The sequence below is a fragment of the Streptomyces cacaoi genome (assembly GCF_006539165.1).
In the GTDB taxonomy this organism is placed as follows: domain Bacteria; phylum Actinomycetota; class Actinomycetes; order Streptomycetales; family Streptomycetaceae; genus Streptomyces; species Streptomyces cacaoi.
The window spans coordinates 106525-132492 of the sequence record NZ_BJMM01000012.1 but is presented as its reverse complement, the minus strand read 5'-3'; the positions used below and the strand labels follow the sequence as shown (position 1 = coordinate 132492).

At 74.4% G+C, this 25968-nt stretch carries 20 protein-coding genes; 7 read left to right on the top strand and 13 right to left on the bottom strand.

Features of this window, described 5'->3' with window-relative positions; all coding sequences use genetic code 11:
* Window positions 1-46 precede the first annotated feature (46 nt).
* The 4 genes from SCA03_RS14385 to SCA03_RS14370 all read right to left on the bottom strand — a co-directional run bounded on the left by SCA03_RS14385 (window position 47) and on the right by SCA03_RS14370 (window position 5155).
* Entirely contained in the window at window positions 47-1243 is a 1197-nt protein-coding gene (locus SCA03_RS14385; RefSeq protein WP_030887218.1) for a cation:proton antiporter, read from the bottom strand.
* Window positions 1244-1941: 698 nt separating this feature from the next.
* Window positions 1942-3480, bottom strand: a complete 1539-nt coding sequence (locus SCA03_RS14380; RefSeq protein ID WP_141275436.1) for a tripartite tricarboxylate transporter permease — start codon at window positions 3478-3480, stop codon at window positions 1942-1944.
* 2 nt (window positions 3481-3482) lie between these two features.
* Window positions 3483-4175, bottom strand: a complete 693-nt coding sequence (locus tag SCA03_RS14375; RefSeq protein WP_169729663.1) for a tripartite tricarboxylate transporter TctB family protein — start codon at window positions 4173-4175, stop codon at window positions 3483-3485.
* Window positions 4172-5155 (bottom strand): Bug family tripartite tricarboxylate transporter substrate binding protein, encoded by a 984-nt coding sequence (locus SCA03_RS14370; protein ID WP_030886324.1) that lies wholly within the window; start codon window positions 5153-5155, stop codon window positions 4172-4174. Before SCA03_RS14370 ends, SCA03_RS14375 begins: the two co-directional genes overlap by 4 nt.
* Before the next feature lie 358 nt (window positions 5156-5513).
* On the opposite strand from SCA03_RS14370, the gene SCA03_RS14365 reads away from it, so the two are divergent.
* Together SCA03_RS14365 and SCA03_RS14360 are read left to right on the top strand one after the other, a co-directional pair.
* The gene (locus tag SCA03_RS14365) at window positions 5514-6023 is read left to right on the top strand and encodes a cupin domain-containing protein (protein WP_086816754.1); all 510 of its coding nucleotides are present in this window, start codon (window positions 5514-5516) and stop codon (window positions 6021-6023) included.
* Window positions 6020-6928, top strand: coding sequence for an SDR family NAD(P)-dependent oxidoreductase (locus tag SCA03_RS14360; protein ID WP_141275414.1), 909 nt, complete (start codon window positions 6020-6022; stop codon window positions 6926-6928). The genes SCA03_RS14365 and SCA03_RS14360 overlap by 4 nt, the downstream gene beginning before the upstream one ends.
* A gap of 40 nt (window positions 6929-6968) precedes the next feature.
* On the opposite strand, the gene SCA03_RS14355 is transcribed toward SCA03_RS14360, so the two are convergent.
* Both SCA03_RS14355 and SCA03_RS14350 read right to left on the bottom strand, forming a co-directional pair.
* A complete protein-coding gene (locus tag SCA03_RS14355) occupies window positions 6969-9302 on the bottom strand; it encodes an ATP-binding cassette domain-containing protein (RefSeq protein ID WP_141275413.1) in 2334 nt (777 codons plus the stop codon).
* Window positions 9303-9433: 131 nt separating this feature from the next.
* Window positions 9434-10495, bottom strand: a complete 1062-nt coding sequence (locus SCA03_RS14350; protein ID WP_086817712.1) for an ArsR/SmtB family transcription factor — start codon at window positions 10493-10495, stop codon at window positions 9434-9436.
* Between the two features lie 332 nt (window positions 10496-10827).
* On the opposite strand from SCA03_RS14350, the gene SCA03_RS14345 reads away from it, so the two are divergent.
* Window positions 10828-11427, top strand: coding sequence for a hypothetical protein (locus SCA03_RS14345; RefSeq protein WP_141275412.1), 600 nt, complete (start codon window positions 10828-10830; stop codon window positions 11425-11427).
* Window positions 11428-11635: 208 nt separating this feature from the next.
* On the opposite strand, the gene SCA03_RS14340 is transcribed toward SCA03_RS14345, so the two are convergent.
* Both SCA03_RS14340 and SCA03_RS14335 read right to left on the bottom strand, forming a co-directional pair.
* Entirely contained in the window at window positions 11636-12472 is an 837-nt protein-coding gene (locus SCA03_RS14340; protein ID WP_086817711.1) for an alpha/beta fold hydrolase, read from the bottom strand.
* Window positions 12473-12572: 100 nt separating this feature from the next.
* Window positions 12573-13412, bottom strand: coding sequence for an SDR family oxidoreductase (locus tag SCA03_RS14335; protein WP_086817710.1), 840 nt, complete (start codon window positions 13410-13412; stop codon window positions 12573-12575).
* Between the two features lie 216 nt (window positions 13413-13628).
* Between SCA03_RS14335 and SCA03_RS14330 the strand changes: the two genes are divergently transcribed.
* Entirely contained in the window at window positions 13629-14072 is a 444-nt protein-coding gene (locus tag SCA03_RS14330) for a protein-tyrosine phosphatase family protein (RefSeq protein ID WP_030886341.1), read from the top strand.
* A gap of 68 nt (window positions 14073-14140) precedes the next feature.
* Here SCA03_RS14330 and SCA03_RS14325 read toward each other — a convergent pair whose 3' ends face one another.
* A complete protein-coding gene (locus SCA03_RS14325) occupies window positions 14141-14800 on the bottom strand; it encodes an RNA polymerase sigma factor (RefSeq protein WP_230988671.1) in 660 nt (219 codons plus the stop codon).
* A 20-nt stretch (window positions 14801-14820) separates the two neighbouring features.
* Here SCA03_RS14325 and SCA03_RS36975 point away from each other — a divergent pair, with 20 nt between their 5' ends.
* Both SCA03_RS36975 and SCA03_RS14315 read left to right on the top strand, forming a co-directional pair.
* Window positions 14821-17154, top strand: a complete 2334-nt coding sequence (locus SCA03_RS36975) for a serine/threonine-protein kinase (protein ID WP_308697815.1) — start codon at window positions 14821-14823, stop codon at window positions 17152-17154.
* A gap of 634 nt (window positions 17155-17788) precedes the next feature.
* Window positions 17789-18667: a DUF4232 domain-containing protein gene (locus SCA03_RS14315; RefSeq protein ID WP_078873837.1), complete on the top strand. Its 879-nt coding sequence runs from the start codon at window positions 17789-17791 to the stop codon at window positions 18665-18667.
* A gap of 182 nt (window positions 18668-18849) precedes the next feature.
* On the opposite strand, the gene SCA03_RS14310 is transcribed toward SCA03_RS14315, so the two are convergent.
* The 4 genes from SCA03_RS14310 to SCA03_RS14295 all read right to left on the bottom strand — a co-directional run bounded on the left by SCA03_RS14310 (window position 18850) and on the right by SCA03_RS14295 (window position 24119).
* Entirely contained in the window at window positions 18850-20223 is a 1374-nt protein-coding gene (locus SCA03_RS14310) for an SPFH domain-containing protein (protein ID WP_030887190.1), read from the bottom strand.
* Complete coding sequence (locus tag SCA03_RS14305; protein ID WP_086818185.1) at window positions 20220-21983, bottom strand: SPFH domain-containing protein; 1764 nt, start codon at window positions 21981-21983, stop codon at window positions 20220-20222. The genes SCA03_RS14310 and SCA03_RS14305 overlap by 4 nt, the downstream gene beginning before the upstream one ends.
* 370 nt (window positions 21984-22353) lie before the next feature.
* On the bottom strand, window positions 22354-22872 hold the full coding sequence (locus SCA03_RS14300; protein ID WP_051846015.1) for a hypothetical protein: 519 nt from the start codon (window positions 22870-22872) through the stop codon (window positions 22354-22356).
* Between the two features lie 260 nt (window positions 22873-23132).
* On the bottom strand, window positions 23133-24119 hold the full coding sequence (locus SCA03_RS14295; RefSeq protein ID WP_212767766.1) for a LysR family transcriptional regulator: 987 nt from the start codon (window positions 24117-24119) through the stop codon (window positions 23133-23135).
* 99 nt (window positions 24120-24218) lie between these two features.
* Between SCA03_RS14295 and SCA03_RS14290 the strand changes: the two genes are divergently transcribed.
* Complete coding sequence (locus SCA03_RS14290) at window positions 24219-25733, top strand: MFS transporter (protein WP_230988669.1); 1515 nt, start codon at window positions 24219-24221, stop codon at window positions 25731-25733.
* Window positions 25734-25968: the final 235 nt, after the last annotated feature.

The following is a 25968-nucleotide window of genomic DNA, read 5'->3' as shown; positions in this document are numbered from 1 at the left end:
CGGCCCCCTCCCGGCGGTTCCGGCGGCCCCGGCTCCCCGGCCCGGCTCAGTGGGTGCGGGCCGGTTCCGAGGCCGGGGCCTGTTCCTGTGCCGGGGGGTCCTTCGGGGCCGGGCCGGGCAGGACGCGGGCCAGCCAGTGCGAGCGGCCGGCCACCAGCGGGGCCACCACGGCGAGGATGAGGACATAGCCCGCGATGAACGGGGAGAGCCGGTCGTCCAGCCCGGCGGTTGCCGCCATGGTCGCCAGGATGAGTGCGAACTCGCCGCGTGCCAGCAGCGTCGTCGCGACGTTGGCGGTGGGCTGGGGCCCGAAGGAGTAGATCTTCGCGGCGCACAGGCCGGCGAGGACGTTCATGAGGACCGTCAGCGCGACGGCGGCGAGCACCGGTACCAGGACGACGGGCAGGTCGCCGGGGTCGATGGACAGCCCGAAGGCGAAGAAGAAGATCGCTCCGAAGGCGTCGCGCAGCGGGTGCACCAGCTCGCGGATGCGGTCCCCGGAGGCGGTGTTCCCGAGCATCAGGCCGACCATGAAGGCGCCGATGGCGTCCGCGACGCCGAACTCCTCCGCCACCCCGGCGACGAGGACGGCGGCGCCGAGGAAGGAGATCACCAGCAGCTCGTTGTCCTTGATGGCGAAGAGCCTGCCGATGAGCCTGGTGCCGAAGCGGGCGGCGAGGGCGAGGACGAGCAGGAAGCCGAACGCCTTGCCTATCTGCACCAGGGCCGAGCCCATGCTGTCGGCGCCCGCCAACACCGGCTGGAGCGCGGCCAGATACAGGGCCAGGAAGATGTCCTCGACGACGATGATGCCGAGGATCGGCTTCGTCTCGGGATTGTTGATCCGTTTCAGGTCGACCAGCGTCTTGGTGACGATCGCGGACGACGAGATGCCCAGGACGCCCGCGAGGACGAGCGCCTCCGAGGTGCCCCAGCCGAGGACGAAGCCGAAGGCCAGCCCGGCGCCGACGTTCAGCGCCAGGTAGAGGCTCCCGGCGAGCGCCATCTTGCGGCCCCCGGCCTTGAGGTCGTCCATGTGGAATTCGAGGCCGAGGTAGAAGAGCAGCAGCACGAGGCCGAGCGCGGAGAGCATCTCCAGGTCGTCCGGGTCGTGCAGCAGGACGAAGCCGGGGGTGTTCGGGCCGAGCAGGATGCCGGCCAGGATGAACAGCGGGATCGTCGGCAGGCCGATGCGGTTGCCGAGGCGGGCGAGGACGGCGGCGGCGACGAAGGCGCCGCCCATGGCGAGCAGGGTGTCGGCATGACCCATGATCAGTCCTCCCCGGCGCCGGGCGGCGTCGTGGTGCGGTGGCCGGCCGGCCCGCGGGGAGCGGGAGCCCCGGCGGACGTGCGCGCGGGGGGCGCGGCAGCCGCCGGGGCGGACGGGGGCACGGGGGACGGGACGGGGATGCGATGGCCGGTGCGGCCGGGCGTCGACAAGCGGATGACTCCTCCTGGGCGTCCGGGGACTCGGTCTCGGTTCCGGGGCGTACCGCGCGGCACCGGTCGCGGTCGCGGGTGCGCGCGGGCTGCGGCCCGCCCGGGGACGGCGGTGTCCTGCGGGGGCCGGGACTGACGGGGACAGGCGGGAACAGACAGGGGCAGGCGGGAACAGACGGGGACAGGGCAATGAAGATCACTGATGACAGTCAAGGAACCGTCAAGGAAGCGTTAATACTTAGATTACCAAATGAGTCCGGAGTGGCTCGGCGCCCTGTGGAAAACTTCTGAACAGGCGTCTGTGACCTGGCACTTCGCTGTTGTTGCGCGGCCTTCCGACAGGAGCCGGGGTCGGTGCTGTGGCAAGGCCACGGGCAAGGGAAAGGCAAAGGCGGGTCGCGGGAGCCGCGAGGGAGGGACGGAAAGGTGCCGCCCCCGCTCCTGGTGTCCGGCGGGGGTCCGGACGGAGCGGGGGCGGCGGTGTGGGGACGGGGCGCGGGGTCAGGGGGTGTCGGGCGGGCCCGGGTCGCGGGAGGCGCCCGGGGCGGGGCGGAGGCGCCGGGGCAGGGCGCGCCGCAGCCAGGGCCACAGCAGCACGAGGGCGATGACCGCGTAGACCGTCACCGCGAACGGGGTGTCGACGAGGCCGGACACGCTGCCGTCGCTGATCTGCAAAGCCCGGCGCAGCTGTTGCTCGGCCGACGGGCCCAGGATGACGCCGATGATCGCGGGCAGCACGGGCAGCCCGTAACGCCGCATCAGCAGTCCCAGCAGTCCGATGACCAGCAGCAGGACCACGTCGAACGCCTCGCCGCCCACCGCGTAGGCGCCGACCGCGGCGAAGAACAGGATTCCCGCGTACAGATACGGCCGGGGAATGCGCAGCAGCCGGGCCCACAGCGGCGCCAGCGGCAGGTTGAGGAGCAGCAGCATCACCATGCCGACGAACAGCGAGGCGATCAGGCCCCACACCAGGTCGGGTTCGCGCTCGAACAGCAGCGGGCCCGGCTGGATGCCGTACTGCTGGAAAGCGGCCAGCATGACGGCGGCCACAGCTGTCGTGGGCAGGCCCAGGGTGAGCATCGAGACGAGGGTGCCCGCCGCGGAGGCGGACGCGGCCGACTCCGGCCCTGCCACGCCCTCGATGGCGCCCTTGCCGAACTCCTTCCGGTGCCGGGAGAGGCGCTTCTCGGTGATGTACGACAGGAACGTGGGGATCTCCGCGCCGCCCGCCGGGATCGCGCCGAACGGGAAGCCGATCACCGGGCCGCGCAGCCACGGCTTCCAGGTGCGGCGCAGCTCGTCACGGCCGAGCCAGGGGCGGCTCAGCGGGATCCCGGCGCCGGGCCCTCCGTCGTGCCGCAGCCGGGCCGCGACCCACAGGGCCTCGCCGATGGCGAAGAGACCGACGGCCACGATGACCACGTCGATGCCGTCGGACAGCTGAAGGCTGCCGAAAGTGAGCCGCTGTTGTCCCGTCATCTGGTCGAGGCCGACCAGCCCCAGGGTGAGGCCGATCAGCAGGGAGGCGAAACCGCGTACCCGTGAGGAGCCGAGGACGGAGGTCACGGCGATGAACGCCAGCACCATGATGGCGAAGTAGTCCGGTGCCCCGATGTCCACGGCCAGATCGGCGACCGTGGGGGCCAGGACGACCAGCAGGACGGTCCCGATCATGCCGCCGGCGAAGTGCCCGATCGCCGCTGCCGCCAGCGCCTGCGGGCCGCGGCCCGCCTTGGCCATCGGGTTGCCCTCCATGGCGGCGATGACGGCGGCGCTCTCGCCCGGGGTGTTGAGCAGGATCGACGTCGTCGAGCCGCCGAACATGCCGCCGTAGTAGATACCGGCGAACATGATGAAGGCGCCGGTCGGGTCGAGCCCGTAGGTGACCGGCAGCAGCAGTGCCACGGCCATCGCGGGGCCGATGCCGGGCAGGACGCCGATGGCGGTGCCGAGCAGGACGCCGACGGCGGCCCACAGCAGGTTCAGCGGGGTCAGCGCGGTGCCGAAGCCGTCCATCAGGGAGCCGAGGGAATCCATCGTCACAGCACCCCCATCAGGGGGCCGCCGGGCAGCGCGACGCCGAGCAGGGTGTGGAAGACCGCGTAGGTGACCACGGAGAGGACGGCGGCGATCAACGGGTCCCGGGTGAAGGCGTGGGTGCGGCTGCCCAGCGTGTAGGCGGAGCCCCAGAACAGGAGGGCGCCCGCGACCGGGAAGCCGAGCGGCTCGATCAGGGCGGCGAAGGCGAGGAAGACGCCGGTGAGGAGGGCGACGGTGCGCCAGTCGTGGGGAACTCCGGCCCCATCTGCGGCAGTTCCGTCCGCGCGCGGCGCTTCCGCAGATGTGCCTGGTTCTTCCCCGGCCTCCGGCTGCTCAGCTGTGCCGGCTTTCGTCGGACCCGGCGCGGGGCCGTCCTCAGCTGTGGCGGCTTTCGCCGTGTCGGCTTCAGCTGTGCCGGATTCCGCGGCGAGCGGGGCGGGGTTTTCTTCGTCAGCTGGGGGCGCCGTCGGGCCCGTGGGGCCGCGCAGGACGTCGACGGCCAGGACGAGCGCCACGACCAGCAGTGCGCCGCCGACGAGTACGGGGACGGTGCGGGGACCGACCGGGCCGCGTACCGAGGCGACGGAGTCCATCGTCAGGGCGTCCGTCAGCACGAGGACGCCGACCGCCAACAGCAGGGCGCAGACGCCGAGTTCGGAGCGGCCGCGCAGGGCCGCGCGCAGGGTCGTCACCGGCCCAGCTCCTTCAGCACGGTGTCGACCCGCCGGTCCTGTGCGGCCAGGAACCGGCCGTACTTCTCGCCGGGCAGCCAGGCGTCGTCCCAGCCGTTGACGCGCAGGGACTTGCGCCACTGTGCCGAGCCGCGCAGCTGCCGGACGAAGCGGATCAGCCGGTCGCGGCGTTCCTCCGACAGCCCCGGCGGGGCCATCAGGCCGCGCCAGTTGGTGAACACCACGTCCAGGCCGGCCTCCTGGAGGGTGGGGGCGTCGAAGCCCTCGATGCGCTTCCTGCCCGTGACGGCGAGGAGGCGCAGTTCGCCGGACTCGATCTGGTCGCGGTACTCCCCGATGCCCGAGACGCCGAACTTCACCTTGCCGCCCAGGACGGAGGCGAGCAGCTCGCCCCCGCCGTCGAAGGGCACGTAGTTGACCGATTTCGGCTCGATACCGGCGGCGCGGGCCATCAGCATGGGGGCCAGATGGTCGGGTCCGCCCGCCGAGGAGCCGCCGCCGACGGGCACCGAGCGCGGGTCGCTCTTCCAGGCGTCCAGCAGCTGATCGAACGTCTTGTAGGGGGAGTTCTTCGCGACGACGACGATGTCCGGCTCCTCCACGATCCGCGCGACCGGGGTGGCGTCCGCGAGCGTGGAGGGCGCGTGGTTGGTGTGCACGGCCCCGACGACGCCGAGGCCCATCGACATCATGAGCTTGCCGTTGCCCCGCTCGTTCACCAGCCGGCTCAGCCCGACGGTGCCGCCGGCACCCGGCAGGTTGTACACCTCGATGTTGCGGTTGAGCCCGGCCTCCTCGGCGTTCTTGGCCGCCGTCCGCGCGGTGATGTCGTAGCCGCCGCCCGGGGTGTTGGGGACCATGAGGCGCAGGCCGGGGATGTGCGTTCCCGTGTCGGTGCCCGAGCCGGACGTCAGCAGCGGTGGCACGAGCAGCACGACCACCGCTGCCGCCAGCGGGGAGAGAAGGGCGCGCGGGCGCACCTGGACACCGCCTTTCCGAAGAGCCTGCGGGGCCGGGGCCGGGCCTGAGCCGTGGCAGAGCAGCGGAAAAGGCCCGGCCGGGGCGTTCCGAGGGAGGGCCACATGCTGCCCTCGCCGGACGGCCGTGTCTCCCCGTGTGCAGCAAGAAAAGTTTCGGTCCTTGTGGTCCTTGTGTTCACGGCCGTGACGACGGGTACGGCCGCCCCTTGTGCGCACTGCTGCGGAGGTCTGCCCACAGCTGCCCTGTGCCCTCAGCTGTGCCCGTGTGCACGACTGCCCTGGTGGGCACAGCTGTTCCGGGGCGCACGGCAGGTCGCGCCCGGGCATGACCGCGGGGGCGGCGGGGCAGCGCTGGGACATGGCTACCCACCCGCCCGAGACCGCCGAGACCCCCGAGGCGCTGATCGCGCACTTCGGCCTGGAGCCGCTGCCGCGCGAAGGGGGCCGCTTCCGGCAGCTGTGGGCAGGCCCGGTCCGTCCCGACGGGCGGCCGGAGGGCTCCGCGATCGTGATGCTGCTGACCGCCCGCCCCGGCGACTACTGCGCCCTCCACCGGCTGCCTTCCGACGAGACCTGGCACCACTACCGCGGCGACCCGCTCGCCCTGCTCCTCCTCGCGCCCGACGGGAGCGTCACGACGCCCGTCCTCGGCCCCGACGTCCTCGGCTCCGGGCATCATGTGCAGTTCACCGTGCCCGCCGGTACCTGGATGGCGGCCCGGGTGGCCGACGGCGGCGCCTGGACGCTCTTCGGCTGCACCATGGCGCCCGGCTGGACGGAGGACGGCTACGAGCACGGGGACCCGGCACGGCTGGCGCGCGCCTACCCCGGACACGCCCGTCTCATCGAGGAGTTGGGGCGCGTATGAGCGCGGCGAGCGGTGCCGAGGGGGCGCGGACAGGCGCGCCGCGCGGCCCGGCGGCGACGGCCGGAACGGGTGCGCCGGGTGCGGCGGATGCGGCGGAGACGGTGGGTGCGGTGGCTGCGGTGGGTGCGCCCGTGCTCGCCGATGGGCGCACGGTGCTGGTGACCGGCGCGTCGGGTGGGATCGGGCGCGGTGTCGCGCTCCGGTTCGCCGCCGTGGGCGCTCCCGTCGTCGTGCACTACCGGTCGGACGAGGCGGGCGCCCGGGAGACGGTCGCGCTGATCGAGCGGGCGGGCGGTGCGGCGTACGCCGTGCGGGGCGAGCTGTCGGACGAGGACGGATGCCGCGACGTGGTGCGGGCCGCGGCCGGGTGGGCACCGTCGCCGGGCCGCCCCGCGGGCCTCGGGGCCGTCGTCAACAACGCGGCCGTACAGCCCGTCCAGCCGCTGCCCGGGATGACGGCGGCGCAGTGGCGGGAGGTCGTCGACACCAACCTCACCAGCGTGTTCGCCTGCACACAGGCCGCCGCCCCGCTGCTCGCCGCGCACGGGGGCGGCAGCGTCACCCATGTCGCCTCGATCGAGGCCGGGTACGCCGCGGTGGGGCACGCGCACTACTCCGCTTCGAAGGCGGCGGTCGTCGCGCACGCGCGGGCCGCGGCCGTCGAGTACGGCGGGGACGGGGTGCGGGTCAACACGGTCTCGCCCGGGCTGGTCGCCCGGGACGGCATCGAACAGGCATGGGAGGACGGGGTGCGGCGCTGGTGTGCGGGGGCGCCGCTGGGGCGGATGGGGCGGGCCGGCGAGGTCGGCGACGCCTGTGTGTTCCTCGCCTCGCCGATGGCCTCGTGGATCACCGGGCACGACCTCGTCGTCGACGGCGGGATGACCGCCCGCTCCCCGTGGTGATCGCCGCGCGGCCCCGGTACGGGCCGGGGCCGCGCGGGGTTCAGGAGTGCCGGGTGGCGGCGCGGAGGTGGCGGGCGGTGAGGCCCTCGGAGTGTGCGACGAGGTCGGCGGGTATGCCGGAGAAGACCACCTCGCCGCCGTCGTGACCGCCGCCGGGCCCGAGGTCGACGATCCAGTCGGCGTGTGCCATCACGGCCTGGTGGTGCTCGATGACGACGACGGAGTTGCCGGCGTCGACCAACCGGTCGAGCAGGGACAGCAGTTGGTCGACATCGGCCATGTGCAGGCCCGTCGTCGGCTCGTCGAGGACGTAGGTGGCGGCCTTCCCCGCCATGTGGATGGCCAGTTTCAGCCGCTGGCGCTCCCCGCCGGAGAGGGTGTCGAGCGGCTGGCCGAGCCGCAGATAGCTCAGCCCCACGTCCTTCAGCCTGCCGAGCACCGCGGCCGACTGCCCGCCGGGGAAGAAGTCGTGCGCCTCGGCGACGGACATGGCCAGCACGTCGCTGATGTTCTTGCCGCGCAGCGTGTACGAGAGGACCTCGGGGGTGAACCGTTTGCCTTCGCACTGCTCGCACACGGACGCGACGCCGGCCATCATCGCCAGGTCGGTGTAGACGAGCCCGAGGCCGTTGCAGTGCGGGCAGGCGCCCTGGGAGTTGGCGGAGAAGAGCGCCGCCTTGACCCCGTTGGCCTTGGCGAAGGCGGTGCGGATGGGGCCGAGCAGGCCCGTGTAGGTGGCGGGGTTGCTGCGCCGTGAGCCGCGGATGGGTGACTGGTCGGCGACGAGCACCCCCTCCCGTCCGGCGAGGTAACCGTGCACGAGCGAACTCTTGCCGGAGCCGGCGACACCGGTGACGACGGTGAGGACACCGAGCGGGATGTCGACGTCGACGTTCTTCAGGTTGTGCAGACAGGCGCCTCTGATGCGCTCCACGCCCCGGGGTTCGCGCACCTGTGCGCGCAGGCGCGTGCGCCGGTCCAGATGGCGCCCGGTGAGCGTTCCGGAGGCCCGCAGCCCGGCCACATCGCCCTCGTAGCACAGCTGTCCGCCGTCGGCGCCCGCGCCGGGCCCGAGGTCGACGACATGGTCGGCGAGGGCGATGACCTCCGGCTTGTGCTCCACGACGAGCACGGTGTTGCCCTTGTCCCGCAGGAGCAGCAGCAGTTCGTTCATGCGCTGGATGTCGTGCGGATGCAGCCCGGCGGTCGGTTCGTCGAAGACGTAGGTGACGTCGGTGAGGCTGGAGCCGAGGTGGCGGACCATCTTCACGCGCTGTGCCTCACCGCCGGAGAGCGTCCCGGCGGGCCGGTCCAGGCTGAGGTAGCCGAGCCCGATGGCGACGAGCGAGTCCAGGGTGTGCGAGAGGGTGGCGCGCAGCGGTGCGACGGACGGGTCCTCGATCTTGCGGACGAACTCCGCGAGATCGCTGATCTGCATGGCGGCGCACTCGGCGATGTTCACCCCGCCGATCCGGGAGGAGAGCGCCTCCTGGTTCAGCCGGGTGCCGCCGCACGCCGCACAGCTGCGGAAGACGACGGCCCGGTCGACGAACTCCCGGATGTGCGGCTGCATCGCGTCCCGGTCCTTGTGCAGGATGGTGCGCCGGATCCGGGTGATCACGCCGTCGTAGGTGAGGTTGCTCGTGCCGACCTTGATCTTGGTGGTCGGCTGGTACAGCAGTGCGTGCCGCTCCTCGTCGCTCAGCTCGCGCACCTTCTTGTCCGGGTCGAACAGGCCGGAGCCGACCAGGACCTGCCAGAACCAGGAGTCGACCGCGAAACCCGGGGCCTTCACCGCGCCCTCGCGGACGGACAGCCCGGGGTCCACGACCTCGTCGAGATCGATCGCCGACGCCTCGCCCAGCCCCTCGCACTCGGGGCACATGCCCTCGGCGCTGTTGAAGCTGAACGTCGTCGAGGCGCCGATGTGCGGGGTGCCCAGCCGGCTGAAGATGATCCGCAGCATGGTGTAGGCGTCGGTGGCCGTGCCCACCGTGGAGCGGGAGTTGGCGCCCATGCGCTCCTGGTCGACGACGATGGCCGCGCTGAGGTTGCGCAGCGCGTCGGTGTCCGGGCGGCCCGGGCTCGGCATGAACGACTGGACGAACGCGGTGTAGGTCTCGTTGATCAGCCGCTGCGACTCGGCGGCCACCGTCCCGAAGACCAGCGAGGACTTTCCGGCCCCGGACACTCCGGTGAAGACGGTGAGCCGGCGCTTGGGTATGTCCAGCGAGATGTCCGCCAGATTGTTCTCCCGCGCGCCGCGTACCTCGATGACGTTGTGACCGTCGGCCGCCGCCCAGCTGCGGGCCGGCGGGGCGCCGGCGGCTGGGCCGTCGCTTCTCCGTGAGGTGGTGGGCGAGTTGGCGGGCATTGCGGTGTCTCCTCTGCTCGACGGCGCACTCGGTCCCCCGGGCCGCGCGCGGTTGCGGTGCGGCCGGACGGTGCGAGCGACCAGGATACTGAGTACGGCGTACGCACATAATGGTTTTCCGGTCCGGCCGCTCAGCTGCGGTCGCGTGCCGGCGTCCGGCCGACGGGCTCCGGGGTGCGGCCGGACGCACTGTGCAGCAGCAGTTCGGCGCCCAGCGGGGTCAGTGTGTGGTGCGCGGCGCGGCCCCTCCGGTGGGTCTCCACCAGCCCGGCGCTGCGCAGCACCGTGGCGTGCTCGCTCGCGGACGCCGGCGACAACCCCACGCGGCGGGCCAGTTGGCTCGTGGAGCAGCCCTCCGCGACGGCCTCCAGCACGGCGGCCCTGCTGTGTCCGAGCAGCGCGGCGAGGTGGTGGTGCGGTCCGGTCAGCGTGTCGAGGGGCGGGTGCGGGACGGCCGCGTAGTGCAGGGTCGGCCGGTCGTCGCCCGGATCGCACGGCAGATAGGCGGTGAACGCGCCCGGTGCGAGCACCAGTCCCCGCCCGCCCAGGTGGTAGACGTCCTCGTTCGGGGAGGACAGCTCCAGGTAGGGCGGGCGCCAGCGCATGGCCGGATGCAGGGTGTCGAGCACCAGCTCGATACCGCCCTCCTGCAACTGCCGGGCGCGGCGGGTCAGTTCGGCGCCGATCGCGGCGTGCAGCTCGCGCCAGTAGGGCGCCACGGCGACCTCGTGGTAGGCGCGGACGGCGTCCGCGAGCCGGCGCAGCGCGGCGGGCCGCCCGTCGGCCAGCGCGCGGGCCCAGCGGGGCAGGGGGCGGCGGGAGGCGACATAGCCGAGGTCCGCGCGCAGTTCGGCACGGGGTGTGGCCAGCAGCCGCTCCAACTCCTCGTCGAGGGTGGGCAGGGCGGTGTGCGGGCGCAGCAGACGCGGGACGGGATGGCTGGGCGCGGTCGCCGCCAGGCCGCCCAGCGGCGGGAAGGCCCCCGGCCGGGCAGCTGTTACCGGTCCGCCCGCCCGGTCCGGTGCGGCAGGGGCGCGGGCCGCCTCGACGGTGCGCCGCCACAGGTCCAGGCCCGGGGCGTCGCCGGGGCCGTGGCGCAGACGGCAGGCGCTGAGCGTGGTCACGGCGAGCGGGCTGGGCGCCGGCGCGAGCCGGGTGCGGGCCAGATCCGTCACGGTGAAGTGGATGCGCATTCCTCGGCCTGCCCTTCTGCTGGGTCTCCGTGGCCGGAAGTGTGGACCGGGAACGCTCGACGGGCTTGTCGCCGGGGCGTTTTCCGGGCACAGCCGCGCGCGTACACGTTTTCCGCCCACATCTGCGGAACGGCGGCGGAGCGGTGCCGTCCGGCCGCGCCGGTTTCCGTTCGGTGACGGCCGAAACGTGTTCCCGCGCGGGGGTGCCGCGGCGACCGTGGGCCCGCGGAACGCAGCAGGGCCCGGCCGGAGCGGAGGGACGGCAGATGCGGATGCGGGGAGCGGCAGCCGGTGGCGTGGCCCGGACGGCGGGCGGCGGACGGAAGGGGCGTGTGCGGCGGACGCGGGGTGCCGTGGCGGCGGCCGCGTGCACCGCGGTGACGGCCGCGCTGCTGTGCGCGGTCCCGGGCGCGCAGGCGGCTCCGGCACGGGACACGGGGGACGTGCCGGCCGGGGCACGGGCCGCCGACCGCTCGGGCGGGTGGCACGGGCCGGTGGTCACCCGCCCGGAACAGCCGGAGATCGACTATCCGCGGGGCGAGGTGTGCCCGTTCCCGGCGCACGCCACGTTCCCCGTCGTCGACATGGTGCAGAAGACCTGGACGAACGACGCGGGCGACCCCGTCTACGCCGTCGTCAGCGGCCCGTTGGTGATGGAGGCCACCAACCTGGACACCGGGAGGACCGTACGCCGCGACGTGTCCGGAACCGGCACCCTGACGTACCCGGAGCCCGGCACGGGGACCCACGTCCTCAGCGGCGGCGACTGGGGCGCCGGGCTGCACACCGGGGACCGGCCCGTCCACAACAGATGGCTCATCTCCCGGGGCTTCATGGCCGTGCGCTACTCCGAGGACGGGAACGGCACGTCCCGCGAACTGCTGGAGCTGTCGGGCCCGTACGAGGACCTGTGCGAGACGCTCGCCGAGTAGGGCGCGCGAGAGGGGCGGCGGCGCACGGGCGCCCGCGCACCGGTGCACGGCCGGAAAACCGCCACAGCTGTGCGGGTTGTGCGCATCGGTGCACGGTCCGAAAACCCCGCTCAGCTGCGGAAGTTGTACGCGGCGTCCTTGCCGGGTGCCGGGTGCCGGGTGCCGGGTGGCCGTGCCGTCGGCAGCTGTGCGCGGCCCGGGCCGCGTGTCACCCCGCTGCCGGGGCCTGCGGATCCGGCAGCGGGCGGCCCTGGAGGAAGGCCAGGGCGAGCGGGGTGGCGACGTCGGCGAACTCCTCGAAGTACGCGTGCCGGGCGCCCGGGACGAGCCGCAGCTGTGCGCCGGGAATCCGGCCGGCCAGCAGCGGCGCGTTGGCCGTCGGGTTGAACGTGTCCTCGGTGCCGTGCAGGACGAGGGTGGGCGCGGCGATGCGGGGCAGCGCGTCCCAGGCGTCGTGCAGGGCGCTGGCACGCAGATGGCGGCGGCGTGCGTACCCGGGCATCGGAGGCGTCCCGGAGCCCGGCAGCGGCTCGCCGAGCGTGGTGAACGGGCCGCCGTGCCGGGCCGCGTAGCCCGGGGTGTACATCAGCTCGATCAGGGCCTGCCGGGCCGCCGCCGGATCGGGCTGCACCAGGGCGCGGCGCACCTCGGGGCCGCGCTCGATGCCGTGCGGGGAGCCCGGCGAGGTGCAGCCGAGCACGAGCCGGCGCACCCGGCCGGGATGGTCGGCGGCCAGCCACTGGGCGACCCGGCCGCCCATCGACGTGCCGTAGACGTGGGCGCTTTCGATGCCCGCGTCGGCGAGGACGGCGAGCGCGTCCCGTGCGAAGCCGGGGGTGCTGTAGGTGTCCGTGTCGGGCCGCTCGCTGAGGCCGGTGCCGCGCCAGTCCATGACGACGGTGCGGAAGGCGGCGGCGAAGTCCGCGCGGACCGGGTCCCACCAGTGGTGATCGTTGGACTGGCCGCTCAGCAGGAGCAGCGGCGGGCCCGCGCCGACGGTGTCGTAGTACAGCGCGGTGCCGTCCTGGGCTCGGGCGAAGGGCATGCGCTCACGATGGCACGGGCCGCGCGGGCGGTGCCGCCGGGTACCGGTGAGCGCCCGCCGGCACGGGGACGAGCCTGCCCGTACCGGCCGGATCCGGCCGTCATCGGGACGGGGCAGCCGTGCCGAGGTACTCCTCGAAGGTCACCTTCCCGACCGCGTGGCCGGGCGCCAGGTTGCGGCCGGCGCGCAGTGCCCTGCCGGTGCGGCCGGGCACCGGCAGGCCGACGATCCGCTGCCGGAGCCCCAGGGCACGCTGGGCGGCCCGGGCCAGGTCCGCCGCCGTGCGCACCTCGGGCCCTCCCATGTCGGGCACCCGGCCCGCCGGCTCGTCCTGCACGAGCGCGGCCAGCCGCGCCGCGACCTCCCGGACCTCGACGGGCTGGAAGCGCGCACCGCGCGGCAGGAGAACGGCGGGCAGCCTGCGCTGGGACCGGACGGCGCCGGCCACCAGGTCGTGGAACTGGGTGGCACGCAGGATCGTCCACGGCAGCTCGCCGCCTTCGATGAGCCGCTCGGCGGCCAGTTTGCGCCGGTAGTAGACGAACGGCACCTCGTCGACGCCGACGATCGAGATGTACACCAGATGCGGCACCGGGTGCGGATACGGCGGGCCGCTCGTCTGCCGCGCCGCCTCGATGACCCGCGCCACCAGCGTCTCCTCCTTCAGCGGGTGGGTGGCGCAGTGCACGATCGCGCGGACACCGCGGACGGCGGCGCCCAGCCCGACGCCGGTCGCCAGGTCGCACCGTGCCCACTCGTAGGGCCGCTCGTCGTCCCGCGCGCGGGGGCGCCTGCTCATGACGCGCACGGGCACCCTCGCGGCCAGCAGGGCGTCCACCAGGGGCCGGCCGAGGGTGCCGGTGCCGCCGGTGACGAGTACCGGACGCCCGGTGGGCACGGAGGAGCGGGAGATGCCGGATGAACCCGTCGTATCGGTCATGTCGGTCCGCCTTTCGGGGAGTTCGGCCGACGACGGCAGGCACCGGGAACACGGGCACAGCTGCCGCCGCGGGTGCAGGTTCTTCCCTTCCGCGGGTACGACAGCCCGAGGGCGCACAGATGTGACAAGCCCGACGGCGCACAGATGTGACACGAGCGGCCGCGGGTTTCCCCGTCCGCCGGTACGCCGGCCGGTGCGCGCCTACGCTCGGGGCGCATGAACGCCGAACGCACACCGTGGGAGCCGGAGACGGCCGGACTGCTGGCCCTGCCGTCCGGACGCGCCGTGCGCGGCAGGGGGCTCAGGCGCCCGCTGCCCGAGGGGCAGCAGCCGGAGTTCGGGCTCTATCTGCTGGGGCACGAGCCGCCGTCCGTGCCGTGGGAGTCCCGCTGGCTGCGCTGGCGCGACTTCCGGTTGCCCGGCGACCGGGACGCGGCGCGTGCGGCCTTCGGCGAGCTGCTGGAGCGGGCGGGCGACGAGCGGGTCGAGGTCGCCTGCGGCGGCGGGTACGGGCGCACCGGTACGGCGCTGGCCTGCCTCGCCGTGCTCGACGGCGTGCCGAACGCGGAGGCCGTCGCCTACGTCCGCGCGCACTATTCCTCGCGCGCCGTCGAGACCCCCTGGCAGCGGCGGTACGTGGCCCGCTTCCCGGGGGCCTGACGGGGCCCGGGAGTCCCGGAGGCTCCCGGGGCCGGGCCCCGTTGGTTCCGGGAGGCTCCCGGGGCGCCTCAGAAGCCGCTGGAGAGCCAGGGGCGCAGCTGGCGGCGTGCGTGGTGCAGCCGGGACTTGACGGTGCCCAGCGGGATGCCGAGCCGGTCGACGATCTCGGAGTACTCCATCCCGCAGATGTCGCGGTAGACGAGCGGTGCGACCAGATGCGGGCTGTCGCGCTCCAGCCGGTCGAGCGCCTCCAGGATGTCGACGCGCGAGCCCGCGATCACGCTGGTCGTACGGGGATCGGGTGCGCCGTTCTCCTGTGTGGCGGGCGTCAGCGGCTGCTCGGCGGAGCGGCGCTTGAGTTCGCGGTACTTCTGCCGTGCGCAGTTGGCCACCACGGTGTGCAGCCAGGTGCTGAAGCGGCTGCGGCCTTCGAAGCGGTGGATGTGCCGATGGACCTGGAGCAGGACGTCCTGCGCGGCCTCCTCCGCGTCCTCGCGGAAGAGCAGGAAACGTCCACAGCGGCGCAGCACTTCGGGGTGGATCGCGCGCAACAGCTGGTCGAGGGCTGCTGCGTCGCCCCCTGCGGCCCGGGTGGCGAGCGCCTCGGTGCCGTCGTCCGGGCGGCCGGCGCCGGCGTGGGATGCGCCGCCGTCGTCGCCGCTGGGATCAGGGGTGTTGTCGGGGTCGTCGGGGGAGCCGGTCACGGTGCCGTGGGGAGGGTTGGACACAGACCGGCATCATAGAGGGCATGCCCGCACCTGAATCGATCGGCCGGTACCGAGTGGAGCGACGTCTCGGCTCGGGGGCCTTCGCCGTTGTATGGCTGGCCCACGACGAGCGGCTGCGGGCGCCCGTAGCGGTCAAGGTCATGGCGGAGAACTGGGCCTTCCGCACGGACATCCGCGAGCGCTTCCTGACCGAGGCCCAGATGCTGCGCAAGGCCACCTCGGAAGGCGTCGTCCAGGTCTTCGACGTCGGTGAGCTGGACGACGAACGGCCGTATTTCGTCATGGAGTACGCCGATCTCGGTACCGTGGCCGATCTGCTGGAGGAGGGTCCGCTGCCGGTGCCGGAGGCGCTGCGGATCACCGAGCGCGCGGCGCGGGGCGCGCACGCGCTGCACGAGGCCGGCGTCGTCCACCGCGATCTCAAGCCCTCCAACGTGCTGCTGGCCCGGGGCGCCCGCGCCGGCCGGGAGCGGGTGCTCGTCGCGGATCTGGGGCTCGCGAAGAACCTCGCGCAGGCGTCCGGGCTGACGGTGGTCGCCGGCTCGACCGGCTACATGGCCCCCGAGCAGTCCGAACCGTACGACGGGATCGACGCACGCGCCGATGTCTACGGGCTCGGCGCCGTCCTCTACCACCTGGTGACGGGCACGGTACCGGGCCCGGCGGGCCGGATGGCCCCCGCCGACCGGGTACGCCCCGGACTGCCGCAGGCCCTGGTGAGGGCGCTGACCCGCGCCCTGGAGCCGGACCGCGAGCACCGCTGGCCCACGGCCGCCGCCTTCGCCGACGAGCTGGCCCGCCTGGCGAGCGGCAGCGACGCCGGGCAGGGCATGGACTCGGGCACCACCATGACCTTCTCCCGGCCGCCGTTCCTGGGGGCCGGCCCGGCGCGGGGCGCTCCGCGGGCGCCGTCCGGGACGCCGACGGCGCTCGTGGGGCCACCGTCCGGAGCGGGCGGCTCCGCTCCGGATGCTCCGGCCCCGGACGAGACCGCACCGTCCGACGCCACCGAGCCGAGGGACGCCGTACCGGCACCCCGCGAACCGTCCTCGGCCTCCGGATCCGGCCCCGCCCGGCCCGCCGGGGCCTCCGCGTCCCCGGCGGCCGGCACAGCTGCGGCGGCCGCCACGTCTGCCGCAGCTGCCGAAGCCGCCTCGGCCGGCTCCGCCGCTCCCGCATCCGCGGTCTCCTCCCCCGACGCGGCCTCTCCGGCAGGATCGCCCCCTGACGCGGCCTCCCCGGCGGGACCGCCGGGCGAGCCGGACACCGAGGTCGGGAACACGGCGGGCTCCGGGCCCGCACAGGAGACGGAAGCCGACGCGGAGGCCGGGCCGGACGGCGCGGCCGGGCAGGGCACGGAAACCGTCGCGCGGGCAGGCGCGACGGCTTCCGAGGACCTCGGGGAACGGCGTACGGCGCCGGGGCCGGGCGCGGCGCGGGGCACGGCCCCGGCGGAGCTGGAGGAGACCTGGCAACTGCGCGGCGGCCTCGGCGCGGCGGGCGGCGGTGCGGCCGGGCAGGGCGTCGGCACGTATCCGGCGGCCCCGTACGGATCGGGGGCTGCTGCGGGCGTGCCGGGGCAGGGCACCGTGAGCCACGGGCACGTCACGGGGGTCGAGCCGGCGAGCGGCGCGGGCGAACCGCTGGGCGGCGTCCAGGGTTCGTCGAGCAGCATCGCGGGGCCGCCGGGCGCGGTCTCCGGCCCGGCGAGCGGTGCCGGGGAGTCCGGGCGGTCGCGCGGGCGGCGGGGCCGCTCCCTGGCGATCGGTACGGCGCTCGCCGTCCTGCTGGGCGGTGCGGGCGCCGGCGCGTATGTGCTGGGCCGGCAGGACCCGTCCGAGCCGCCGTCCGAGATCCGGGTGTCCGACGCGTCCGGCCGCATCAGTGTGGAGGTTCCGGGCGACTGGGCGAAGGAGACGGCCGGCTCGGGCTGGCGGCCCTCGGCGCTGGGGCTCTCCGACCAGAGCGCGCCCGGGCTGACGGTCGCGCAGGACGTGTCCCGCTGGCAGGACCTCACCGCGCCGGTGAGCGGCGTCTTCGTCGGCCTCGGCACGGACGGCCGGGGCGCCGGGGGGAAGAAGGACCAGACGGCGGAGCAACTGCCGCGCAGGGTCGGTGCGATCGACCACAAGGGGTGTGTGCCCCGGGGCAACCGGTCCTTCCGCAGCGGCTCGTGGTCGGGCAGCGTGCGCTCCTGGTCGTCCTGCGACTCCCCGGGGCACGGCCTGGAGGAGATCGCGCTGTCCTCCGGCAAGTCCGGCATTCCGCCGGTATATGTGCAGATCCGCTGCGACCAGGACTGCAAGGCGCGCACCGACAGGGTGCTGCGCAGTCTGCGCGTCCACCCGTCCTGACGTCCCGGCCCCGTGAGGGCCGCACAGCCGCCTGTGCGGTCCTCCGGTACCGGCCGACGGGTTCCCGGGCGTCGCGACGCCTCGCAGGCCGTGTCCGGGCCGTCTGTGGACGCGGGCAGGCGGGGGAGGCGGGCGGTCGCAGGGGGCGCCAGGAGTGCCCGGGCCCGGGAGTCCGGCGCGCACCGGGAGTCCGGCGCGCACGGGGATCCGGAGCGCATCGCGAGGCCCCGCCGAGCCTCCAAGATCCTTCGATTTCTTCCCACTCCCGCCGAACTCGGCCGAGTCCGGCGGGTCCGTCGCACCCCGCCCGGCCAAGTGCCGCGTACCGCAGGCGAGTTCACCAGCGTTCGGCAGGGGGCTCCTCGGAGTGCGGCAGGGGCCCCTCGGGGATCGGCACGGTGCCGGGGAGTCCGGCCGGGCTCCGGGGAATCCGGGGAAGCCGGGCTCCGGGGAATCCGGGAAATCCGTCCGGTCCGGCCGTGAACTTTCTTCCGTCCTGGGCCATCGAATGCTGTGTACGGGCCCGGGCAGGCTGGTGGGGAAGCCGGTTGCACCGGGACGCCGCGGCGGGCCCGTGCGGCAGCCGGCGCGGCCCGACCAACCGCGCCACGGACGAGCGAGGAGTGACGGCGTCATGACACAGCAGCACGGCACCACGGGACGCCCGCCGACGGCCGCGGACGTGCACGGGGGGACGTCCGGACCACAGGGCGACCCGCTTCTCTCGTCGGGTGTCCCGTCGTCGGGTGTCCCGCGCTCCCGCGCCCGGTCCCGTGCCGCACGGTTCGCCGTCGCCTCGACCGCGCTGCTCGCCGCCGGTGTGCTGCTCACCGGCTGCGGCGACCCCGAGGGCTCGGGCGACGCGGCACCGCGCAAGGTGTCGGGTGGTGCGGCCCCCGCGGGCGGGGACGCGGGCGAGGCGTCGGCCAAGCCGTCGGGCAGCAAGGACGGCGGCTCCGGCGCGGACGGTTCGGGCACCGAGGCGGGCGGCGGGTCCGCCTCGGGCTCCTCCGAGTCCGGCGCGTCCGCCACTCCGTCGTCCGGCACGGCCGGGGGCTCCGGTGACGACGGGGGCGGATCAGGGGCCGGCGGTCCGGCCGCCTGCACGACGGGCGATCTGCGGGCCTCGGTCGGACCCAACCATCCCGGCGCCGGGCAGCAGAACTTCTCGCTGGTCCTGACGAACCGCTCCGGCAAGACCTGCACCGTGCGCGGCTACCCGGGCATGGCCTTCCTCGACGGCGCGGGCGAGCAGGTCTCCTTCGACCCGCACCGGATGGGCGGCGCCCGGACCACGGTGCGGCTGGCGCCGGGCAACAGCGCCTGGGCGCCGCTGACCTGGTCCAACCCGGAGATGACCGGCGTCACGACGGTCACGCCCGCCACGGTGGAGATCACGCCGCCGAACCAGACGACCTCGCTCAAGGTGCCGTGGAACGACACTCCGGTCACCAACACGGGCAAGGCGTCGGTTCCCAAGATCGGCCCGCTCGCCCCCGGCTCCGGCGCCTGAGACCGCCGCGCGCGGAGAACCGGCGGAGCGCCGCGGACCCTTCCGCCGTACGCCCCCGCGCCGCCCCCGCGCCCGGCCCCGGACCGAACGCCCCGCTCGCGCTCCCCTACGAGAGCGGGGCGTTCGCATGCCCGCGCGATCCGGAGGGCTCCGGCTCGGCCCCAAGTGACGGGGTGCAGACCCTAGTTGCGGGGCCAGACCTCGGACACGGCGTCCTCCACGGCGGACCCGGCGGAACGTGTACCGGAACCCGGGCCGGAGCCGGTCCGGCCCGCGGGCAGCCCGGACGCTCCGGAGGCCCCGGAGAGCCCGGGCAGCAGCTGGGCGGCCAGCAGCGTCGACAGCGCGGACGTGTCACCGCTGCCGCCGTCCGTGCGCAGCACGACCGGACGCGGTGCCCGTCCCGCCAGCGCCGCACCGACGTCGAGCCGCCGGCGCGCCAACTCGTATTGCAGGACGGCCCGGTTGTCCCGGTACGCCTGGGCGAGCCGGCGCTGTGCCCGCGCCTCGTTCTCGGCGGCGATCAGCCCGCTGCGGCCCCGCGTCTCGATCTCGAACCGCACCTTCTGCGCCTGCGTCTCCTGCTGCTCCAGCAGCTGGGCGACCTCTTCGCGTGCCTTGTTCAGCGCCGCCTTGACCTCGACGAGCCGGGCGTCCCGGACCTTCTTCGCCCGCTCGATGTCCATCTGGAGGCTGTCGATACGGCGCTTGCGGGTCAGGCCCCACTCCTGCTCGTAGGCGGTGCGCTCCTTGGCGACGCGCTCCCGTGTCGCCAGGTGCTGCTGGTACTGCGTGGGCAGCTGCACATCGGGGATGTTGGCGCCGGTGATGCGGACGCCGTAGCGGGACAGCTGGCGGTTGAGCAGGTCCTGCATGTCGGCGACGTCGGAGCCGCGCAGATCGTAGGCGCGCTCGGTGCGCACCCGGCGGCCGCGCTGCCGGATGGCGTCCTGGACGGCGCTGGAGAGCACCAGGTCGAAGTTGCCGGCGCCGATCGTGCGGACGAACAGCACCGCGTCGGTGATCCGGAACTTGAGGAAGAAGTCGATGGCGCGCAGCGGCACGTTCTCCTGCGTGGGGCAGGCCACGACGGGCGCCGAGTAGGGGATCTCGGTGGCGGTGTCGACCACGAAGTCCACACGGGACCACGGGTGCCACAGATAGTGCCGGCCCGGGTCGAGGGTGCGGGTGATGGCGCCGTAGCGGGTGAGGATGCCCGTGGTGCCCTGCTCGATCTCGACGATGGACGAGCGCCACCACCACAGGGCGCCCGCCAGCAGGAACGCCAGCCCCAGGAGGTAGCCGACGACGGCGAAGACGCCCCAGGCCGCGCCGGCGGCCCCGCCGTCGTCCCGGACGGCCGCCATGACACCGGCGGACAGCGAGAGCAGTCCCAGCCAGAACGGGACCATCCACCACACACGGCGCCGGTGCCGGGGGATGATCACCGGCACGAGCGTGCCGGCCTCACCGCCCCGCAGCAGCTGCGGGATGTCGCCCCAGGGGGCCACCTCCTCCGTGATGACGGACCTGTGGTTCGTACGTGCGCTGCTCACTGACCGGCCTCCCCGTACTGGCTGTCCACGCTGTCCCCGCCGAAGGCGCCGTCTGCGCCGTCCGGGAAGGCACCGGCTGTGCTGCCCGGGCTGCCCGGGCCGTCTGCGCCGTCTGTGCCGTCTGTGCGGACTGCACCGCCTGTGCCGTCCGGGCCGGCGGCCGGGACGGTCGGGCGCTCGGCCTCGCGCAGGGCGCTGATCTCCGCCTCGCGCTCCTCGATGCGCGCGGCGACCTCGGCGAGCCGTTCGCGGACGGCGGTCACGTCCTGCGCGGAGAACAGCTCGGTGTCCCGCTCGCCCACCAGCTCCCTGGCCAGGGCGAGGAAGTCGACGCCGGCCGCGCCGTCCGCCGCGCCGTCGCCGCCGACCCGGATCAGCCGCGGCAGATGGTCGGCGACCTGCTCCAGGGTGTCGAGCACCTGCTGTTCGTAGCGGTACTCCAGGATCTCGGGGGCCTCGGCCGCCGTCACCGCGCGGATGTCCAGGGCCTGCGCCTCCAGCAGTGCCGCGTTCGCCTTCGCCTCCGACTCGGCCTGCACATAGCGCTGCCGGGCGAGCGCCTCGGCACGGTTGGTCTCCCGCTCGACGGCGGTGTCCATCTGTGCCTGGTGCTGGGCGATCTCGGCCTGGATCGCGGACAGTTCCTCCTGCCGCGTGGCCAGTTCCTTGCTCAGATCACCCTCGTCCTGTTCCTTGCGCAGCTGCAACTCGTACTCGTGGGTGTACGCCTCCTTGGCGACGCGCACCATCTCGGGCGACGCCAGGTCCATCCGGTAGCCGCGGTCGGAGGGCTCGGCGTGGGTGATGTTGGCGTTCGTCAGCTCGACCGCTGGCCGGAACTGCTGGTTCAGCTGCCCCAGCAGCCGTCCCGTGTCCTCGCCCACCATGTCGTAGATCCCGGCGGCCTCCTGCTCGTAGATGAGGCTGCGGATCGTCTCGCTGACGGCGTTGCCCAGCTTCTCCTCGAAGCCGCGCACCGCACCGAGCGTGTAGACGAACTCGACCGGGTCGCTGATGCGGAACTGGATGAACAGGTCGATGGACGCCTTCACCCCGCCCCGGGTCGGCGCCTCCCGCACGGGTGCGTTGAACGGGTACTCGCGCGTGGTGTTGACGATGTACGAGACGCGCTTCCACGGGTTGAGCAGGATCACCCGGCCCGGGCCCACCACCTGTTCGAGCTTGCCGAAGCGGGTGATCAGCGCCTGGCAGCCGTCCGGGACCATCACCATGCCCTGCCGCCACCACACGAAGGCCACGGCGCCCAGCGCCAGCACCCAGTAGTGCACGCCGAACAGCGGGTTCGTCCAGGCGCTGCCGTCCGTGAACGAGGACGTCAGCGAGGTGATCACCGTGCCCACCACGCCGATCACCAGCAGCAGCGACACCGGCAGCATGCTGAGGAACGAGCGGCCGCGCGGCATCACCATCGGGCAGATGGTGTGCACCTGCTGAAGGCCCTCGCGGCTCTGGCCGCTGTGGTTCAGCTCCTCGCCCGCGTCGTCCAGCGGGACGGACTTCTGCTCCATGAGCGTCTCGATGGAGCCGCCCTGTTCGCGTGCGGCGGGGAAGTCGGACGGGTCCATGCCGTCCTCGCGCCGCTGCCCGCCCTGGCCCTGCTGTCCCGGATCGCCGTGCCCTGCGCGGCGGCGCACCTCCTCCTCGGCGGCCTCGCGCGCGCTGCCGCCGGAGGCGACGGCCTGCGCGGCTCTGCGCACGCTTTCGCGAGCACTGCGTGTGTCCCGCGGACCCCGTGCCATAGGGTCCCCCCTTCCTTGTGCCGGGTACCGCCGGCGGCCGTACCCGGGTCTTGCGGTGTGTGGGGGGACGCCTTCCGCGGATGTCAAGACCGTAAGCGTCAGGGTCACGGCAGGATTCCGGGCCGTCCCGCTGCCGGGTCCACGCAGCCGCCGGGCCGTTCCGGCCGCCCTTTCTCCCCGGGGCGCTGTTCCGACCGCCCCGCCGCACGCACCGGGGCCCCGGCCGCGGGGATGCGGCCGGGGCCCCGGCGGGCGCCGTGCGTACGGGAGACGTCGGCAGAGACCAGTCGGACGTCGGCGGGCATCAGCAGATGCCGACGGGCGTCCGCGAGTTCGGCAGACGTCAGCTGTCAGCAGGCACGGTCAGCTGTCAGCAGGCACGGCCCGAGTAGGCGTAGCTCCACTTGGTGTCCTTGGGGGCGCGGATGGCGCCGCGCGCGGACACGCACCCGGAGGCACGTACCCCGTCGGACCAGAACTCCTGTGCCTTCGTGTTGTGGAACGTGCGCGCGCCCTGGAGGTGGCCGCGGACGGAGACGCCGACGTTCGTGTCGTAGACGGGATGCTGGTTGCGGAAGCTCTGCCACACCCACAGGTAGCCGTAGTACAGGTTGCACCGCTTCGAGTGGTAGAGCTTGACGGAGCCGATCGTCGAACCGGACCGCTTGATGTAGCCGGTGGAGCCGATCTGGCGGGCGTCCTTGCAGACGGCGGCCTGCCGTGCCGCCGTGCCGTCCAGGCGCGGGGCGGCCCGGCCGTCGGCCGACGGGCCGCGCTGCGGGGCGCGGTCGGCCGAGGCCGCCGCGGGCGCGACGGGGAGCAGCATGCAGGCGGTGGCGACGGCGGCCACGGCGCCCTTACCGAGCAGGGTGGAGCGCATCGAGCGCATGGGGTTCCTCTCTCAGTAGCCGAAGGGTGAGAGCAGACCTTCAGGACATGTCGGTCATGCACGGCACTGTAGGAGCGGTTCTCCCCGTCGGCAGGAAGGTGCGGGCATCACCCACCCGTCGGGGGAAGCCGTAACGCCGTTGCGGCGCGGGCGAGTTGGGCGCGCACGCCGGTGGTGCGGGCCGCCACGGGCACCCCTCGTCGGATCCCCGGCGCGCGGACGCCGGGCCGCCCGGCCTGCCGCCCGGTCTCGCGTCCGGCCTACCGTCGGACGTCCGCCGCCCGGGCCCCGCCGGTGACCACCCCGGGGTCGGGTGCGAGGTACTGCCCGGCGTCCCGGACCAGCGCCAGCGTGAGGGCGCGGAAGATCCGGACCTCCGCATCGTCGTCGCCCGCGCGCACCGCCAGATAGCTGCTCTCCCAGGGCGCGTCCAGCACCGGGACGAACACCGCGCCCGGCCAGGCGTAGTAGCGCGCGAAGGACTTCAGCCCGGACCCGGCCGCCCGCCCGGTCACCACCCCCGTGAGCACCTCCTGCGGCGTCACGGCGCAGTCGGCGCTGCGGCGCCCGGCCCCGTCCCCCACCTGCCCGAAGTACAGGTACTCGGTGAACGGTCGGGGCGTGTGCCCGGGGACGCGGAAGAACGGCAGCTCCGCCACGTCGGCGAGGGTGGCGCCGGTGGCGGCCGCGTCGGCCAGGGACGTACGGGCGTGCACCGCGACGATGCGCTGCTCGGTCGTCAGCACATCGGCCCGTACCCGCTCGTCCCCCGGCACCGGGCGGACGAAGGCGACGTCCACCCGGTCCTCGACGAGCGCCGTCGCGTGCTCGGTGAAGTCCAGCTGGCGGATGCGTACCGGCACCTCGGGGCGGGCCCGCCGGTAGGCGTTGATCGCGGCGGGGGTCAGCTCGGCCGAACCGTGCCCCATGATGCCGACCCGCAGCGGCCGCTGCGGCTTCCTCCGGCTCCCCGGACGGCCTGCCTCCACCAGCTCGCACACGTCGTCCACCGCCGCGTCGGCCGCCTGTAGCAGCGCCCGCGCGTGACCGGCCAGCCGTTCGCCGGCGGGCGTCGGCACCACCGGGCTGCTCCGGGTGAGCAGCCGTGTGCCCAGGTCCGACTCCAGGCGCCGCACATGCTGGGTGACGGCCGGAGGGGACAGGAACAGCCGCGCGGCGGCCCGTGCGAAGTGGCCCTCTTCGACGACCGCCAGGAAGGAGGACAGCAGTCGGAGATCCACAGGCATGGTCTCCAGCGTACGACCGGCCCCCGGCGCAAGGGCCAGGCGTTCACGATTCGTGAAGCCGTGCGGCGCGCTCCCCCTCCGCGGCCGTAGGACTGCACCATGACTCCCCGCGCCCCCACCCCGCCGGACAGACCGTGCCCGCCCTCCGCGCCGTCGTCCGCCGTGCCCCCCGGCCCGGCCCCCGAACCCGGCACAGCAGCACCCGGTCCCGGCCCCGGCACGGGCCCTGACTCCGCCGCCGGTTCCGCCTCCGGCAGCGGCCCGGTCTCCGGGCCCGGATCCGCCTCCGGCACCGGCCGCCACGGCATCCGCGCCGCCTGGATCATGCTGGCGTCCGGCTGGAGCGGCAACCAGTTCTCCGCGCTCCTCGGCGCCTACCGCACGGAATCCGGACTGTCCGAGTCCACCGTGACCGGCCTCTTCGCGCTCTACGTCGTCGGGCTCGCCCCCGGCCTGCTGCTGGGCGGCCCACTGGCCGACCGGACCGGACGCCGCCCCGTGGCCCTGCTCGCGCTCGCTCTCAACCTGCTGTCGACCTGCATGCTGATGGTGGGCGCCGCGCACCCGGCGTGGCTGCTGGCCGGCCGCTTCGTCACCGGAGTGAGCGCCGGTGCGCTGCTCGCAGCGGGCAGCGCGTGGATCAAGGAACTGTCCGCCGGTGCGGCGGAGCACACCGCCGCCCGCCGCGCCGGACTGTTCGTCTCCGGCGGCTTCGCGACCGGCGGCCTCGTCGCCGCGCTCATCGCCCAGTGGGCGCCGCACCCGATGGTGACCGCCTACCTCCCGCACCTGGCTCTGACCCTCGCCGCCGGCGTGGCAGCCCTCCCCGCGCCCGAAACCCTGCCCGGCCGCGCCACCGGCCGCACCCCTGGTCACGCCCCTGGTCACGCCCCTGGCTGCGCCCCTGGCCGTCCCCCGGAGCCGCCGCACCCGGACGGCCCGGGCCCCGCGGCCCCGGCGCCCCGGCAGCACGCCGTGCCCACCGGGCCCACCGGGCCCCGCCCGCACGAGCGGCCGCGCCACTCCTTCGCCCGGTCCGTACTGCCGCTCGCGCCCTGGGTGTTCGCCGCCCCGACCATCGGCTTCGCCACCCTGCCCGGGCTCGTCGACGGCGGACTGGACGGCTGGCGGACCGTGTACGCGGGCCTCGCCACCGCCGTCGTCCCCGGCAGCGGGCTCCTCGCCCAGCCGCCCGGACGACGGCTGGCGGCCCGGCACCCCCTGGCCCCCGCGCTCGCCGCCCTGGTGACGATCGCGCTCGGCCTCGTCCTCGCCGTCCTCGCCACCCTCGCCGCGGCGGCCCACGGACCGGCCCTCGCCCTGCTGGCCGCCGCCGTGCTCGGCGCGGGATACGGCCTCGCGCTCTCCTACGGCCTCACCAGGGTCGCGGCGCTCGCCCCGCCCGACCGGCTGGCCCGCCTCACGGCCCACTTCTGGACGCTCGCCTACACCGGGATGTTCGCCCCGTACGTCGTCACGCTGCTCAGCGGACCGTTCGACCCGCCGGTCCTCCTCGGCGCGGGCGCGGTCCTCGCCCTGCTCACCGGCGTCCTGCTGGCGGTGCTGCACCGCACACCCGCCCCGCGCCGCCCGGACGCCGGCGGAGCACCCTGACAGTTGCCAGGTTCCCGGCCCGCCGGACCACCGCCATGGTGGAGACATGCCGGGAACGCCCGACAGCAGCACAGCGGCCACAGCTGCTGCGGCGGCTACAGCTGCACAGCTGCACAGCTGCACAGCTGCACAGCAGTACAGCTGCACAGCGGCTTCGGCGCCGTGGTGCTGCCGGGGCGTGCACCGGTCACGGGGGAACACGGGGAAGTTCACAGGGAGGGCCACGGCCACGGGG

Bases quoted from the DNA above. Each gene is read 5' to 3' on its own strand.
- SCA03_RS14300 (WP_051846015.1), bottom strand. From the start codon at position 22,872: ATGCGCTCGATGCGCTCCACCCTGCTCGGTAAGGGCGCCGTGGCCGCC.
- SCA03_RS14340 (WP_086817711.1), bottom strand. From the start codon at position 12,472: ATGCCCTTCGCCCGAGCCCAGGACGGCACCGCGCTGTACTACGACACC.
- SCA03_RS14365 (WP_086816754.1), top strand. From the start codon at position 5,514: ATGGCTACCCACCCGCCCGAGACCGCCGAGACCCCCGAGGCGCTGATC.
- SCA03_RS14335 (WP_086817710.1), bottom strand. From the start codon at position 13,412: ATGACCGATACGACGGGTTCATCCGGCATCTCCCGCTCCTCCGTGCCC.
- SCA03_RS36975 (WP_308697815.1), top strand. From the start codon at position 14,821: ATGCCCGCACCTGAATCGATCGGCCGGTACCGAGTGGAGCGACGTCTC.
- SCA03_RS14350 (WP_086817712.1), bottom strand. From the start codon at position 10,495: ATGCGCATCCACTTCACCGTGACGGATCTGGCCCGCACCCGGCTCGCG.
- SCA03_RS14380 (WP_141275436.1), bottom strand. From the start codon at position 3,480: ATGGATTCCCTCGGCTCCCTGATGGACGGCTTCGGCACCGCGCTGACC.
- SCA03_RS14360 (WP_141275414.1), top strand. From the start codon at position 6,020: ATGAGCGCGGCGAGCGGTGCCGAGGGGGCGCGGACAGGCGCGCCGCGC.
- SCA03_RS14330 (WP_030886341.1), top strand. From the start codon at position 13,629: ATGAACGCCGAACGCACACCGTGGGAGCCGGAGACGGCCGGACTGCTG.
- SCA03_RS14355 (WP_141275413.1), bottom strand. From the start codon at position 9,302: ATGCCCGCCAACTCGCCCACCACCTCACGGAGAAGCGACGGCCCAGCC.
- SCA03_RS14385 (WP_030887218.1), bottom strand. From the start codon at position 1,243: ATGGGCGGCGCCTTCGTCGCCGCCGCCGTCCTCGCCCGCCTCGGCAAC.
- SCA03_RS14315 (WP_078873837.1), top strand. From the start codon at position 17,789: ATGACACAGCAGCACGGCACCACGGGACGCCCGCCGACGGCCGCGGAC.
- SCA03_RS14295 (WP_212767766.1), bottom strand. From the start codon at position 24,119: ATGCCTGTGGATCTCCGACTGCTGTCCTCCTTCCTGGCGGTCGTCGAA.
- SCA03_RS14305 (WP_086818185.1), bottom strand. From the start codon at position 21,983: ATGGCACGGGGTCCGCGGGACACACGCAGTGCTCGCGAAAGCGTGCGC.
- SCA03_RS14290 (WP_230988669.1), top strand. From the start codon at position 24,219: ATGACTCCCCGCGCCCCCACCCCGCCGGACAGACCGTGCCCGCCCTCC.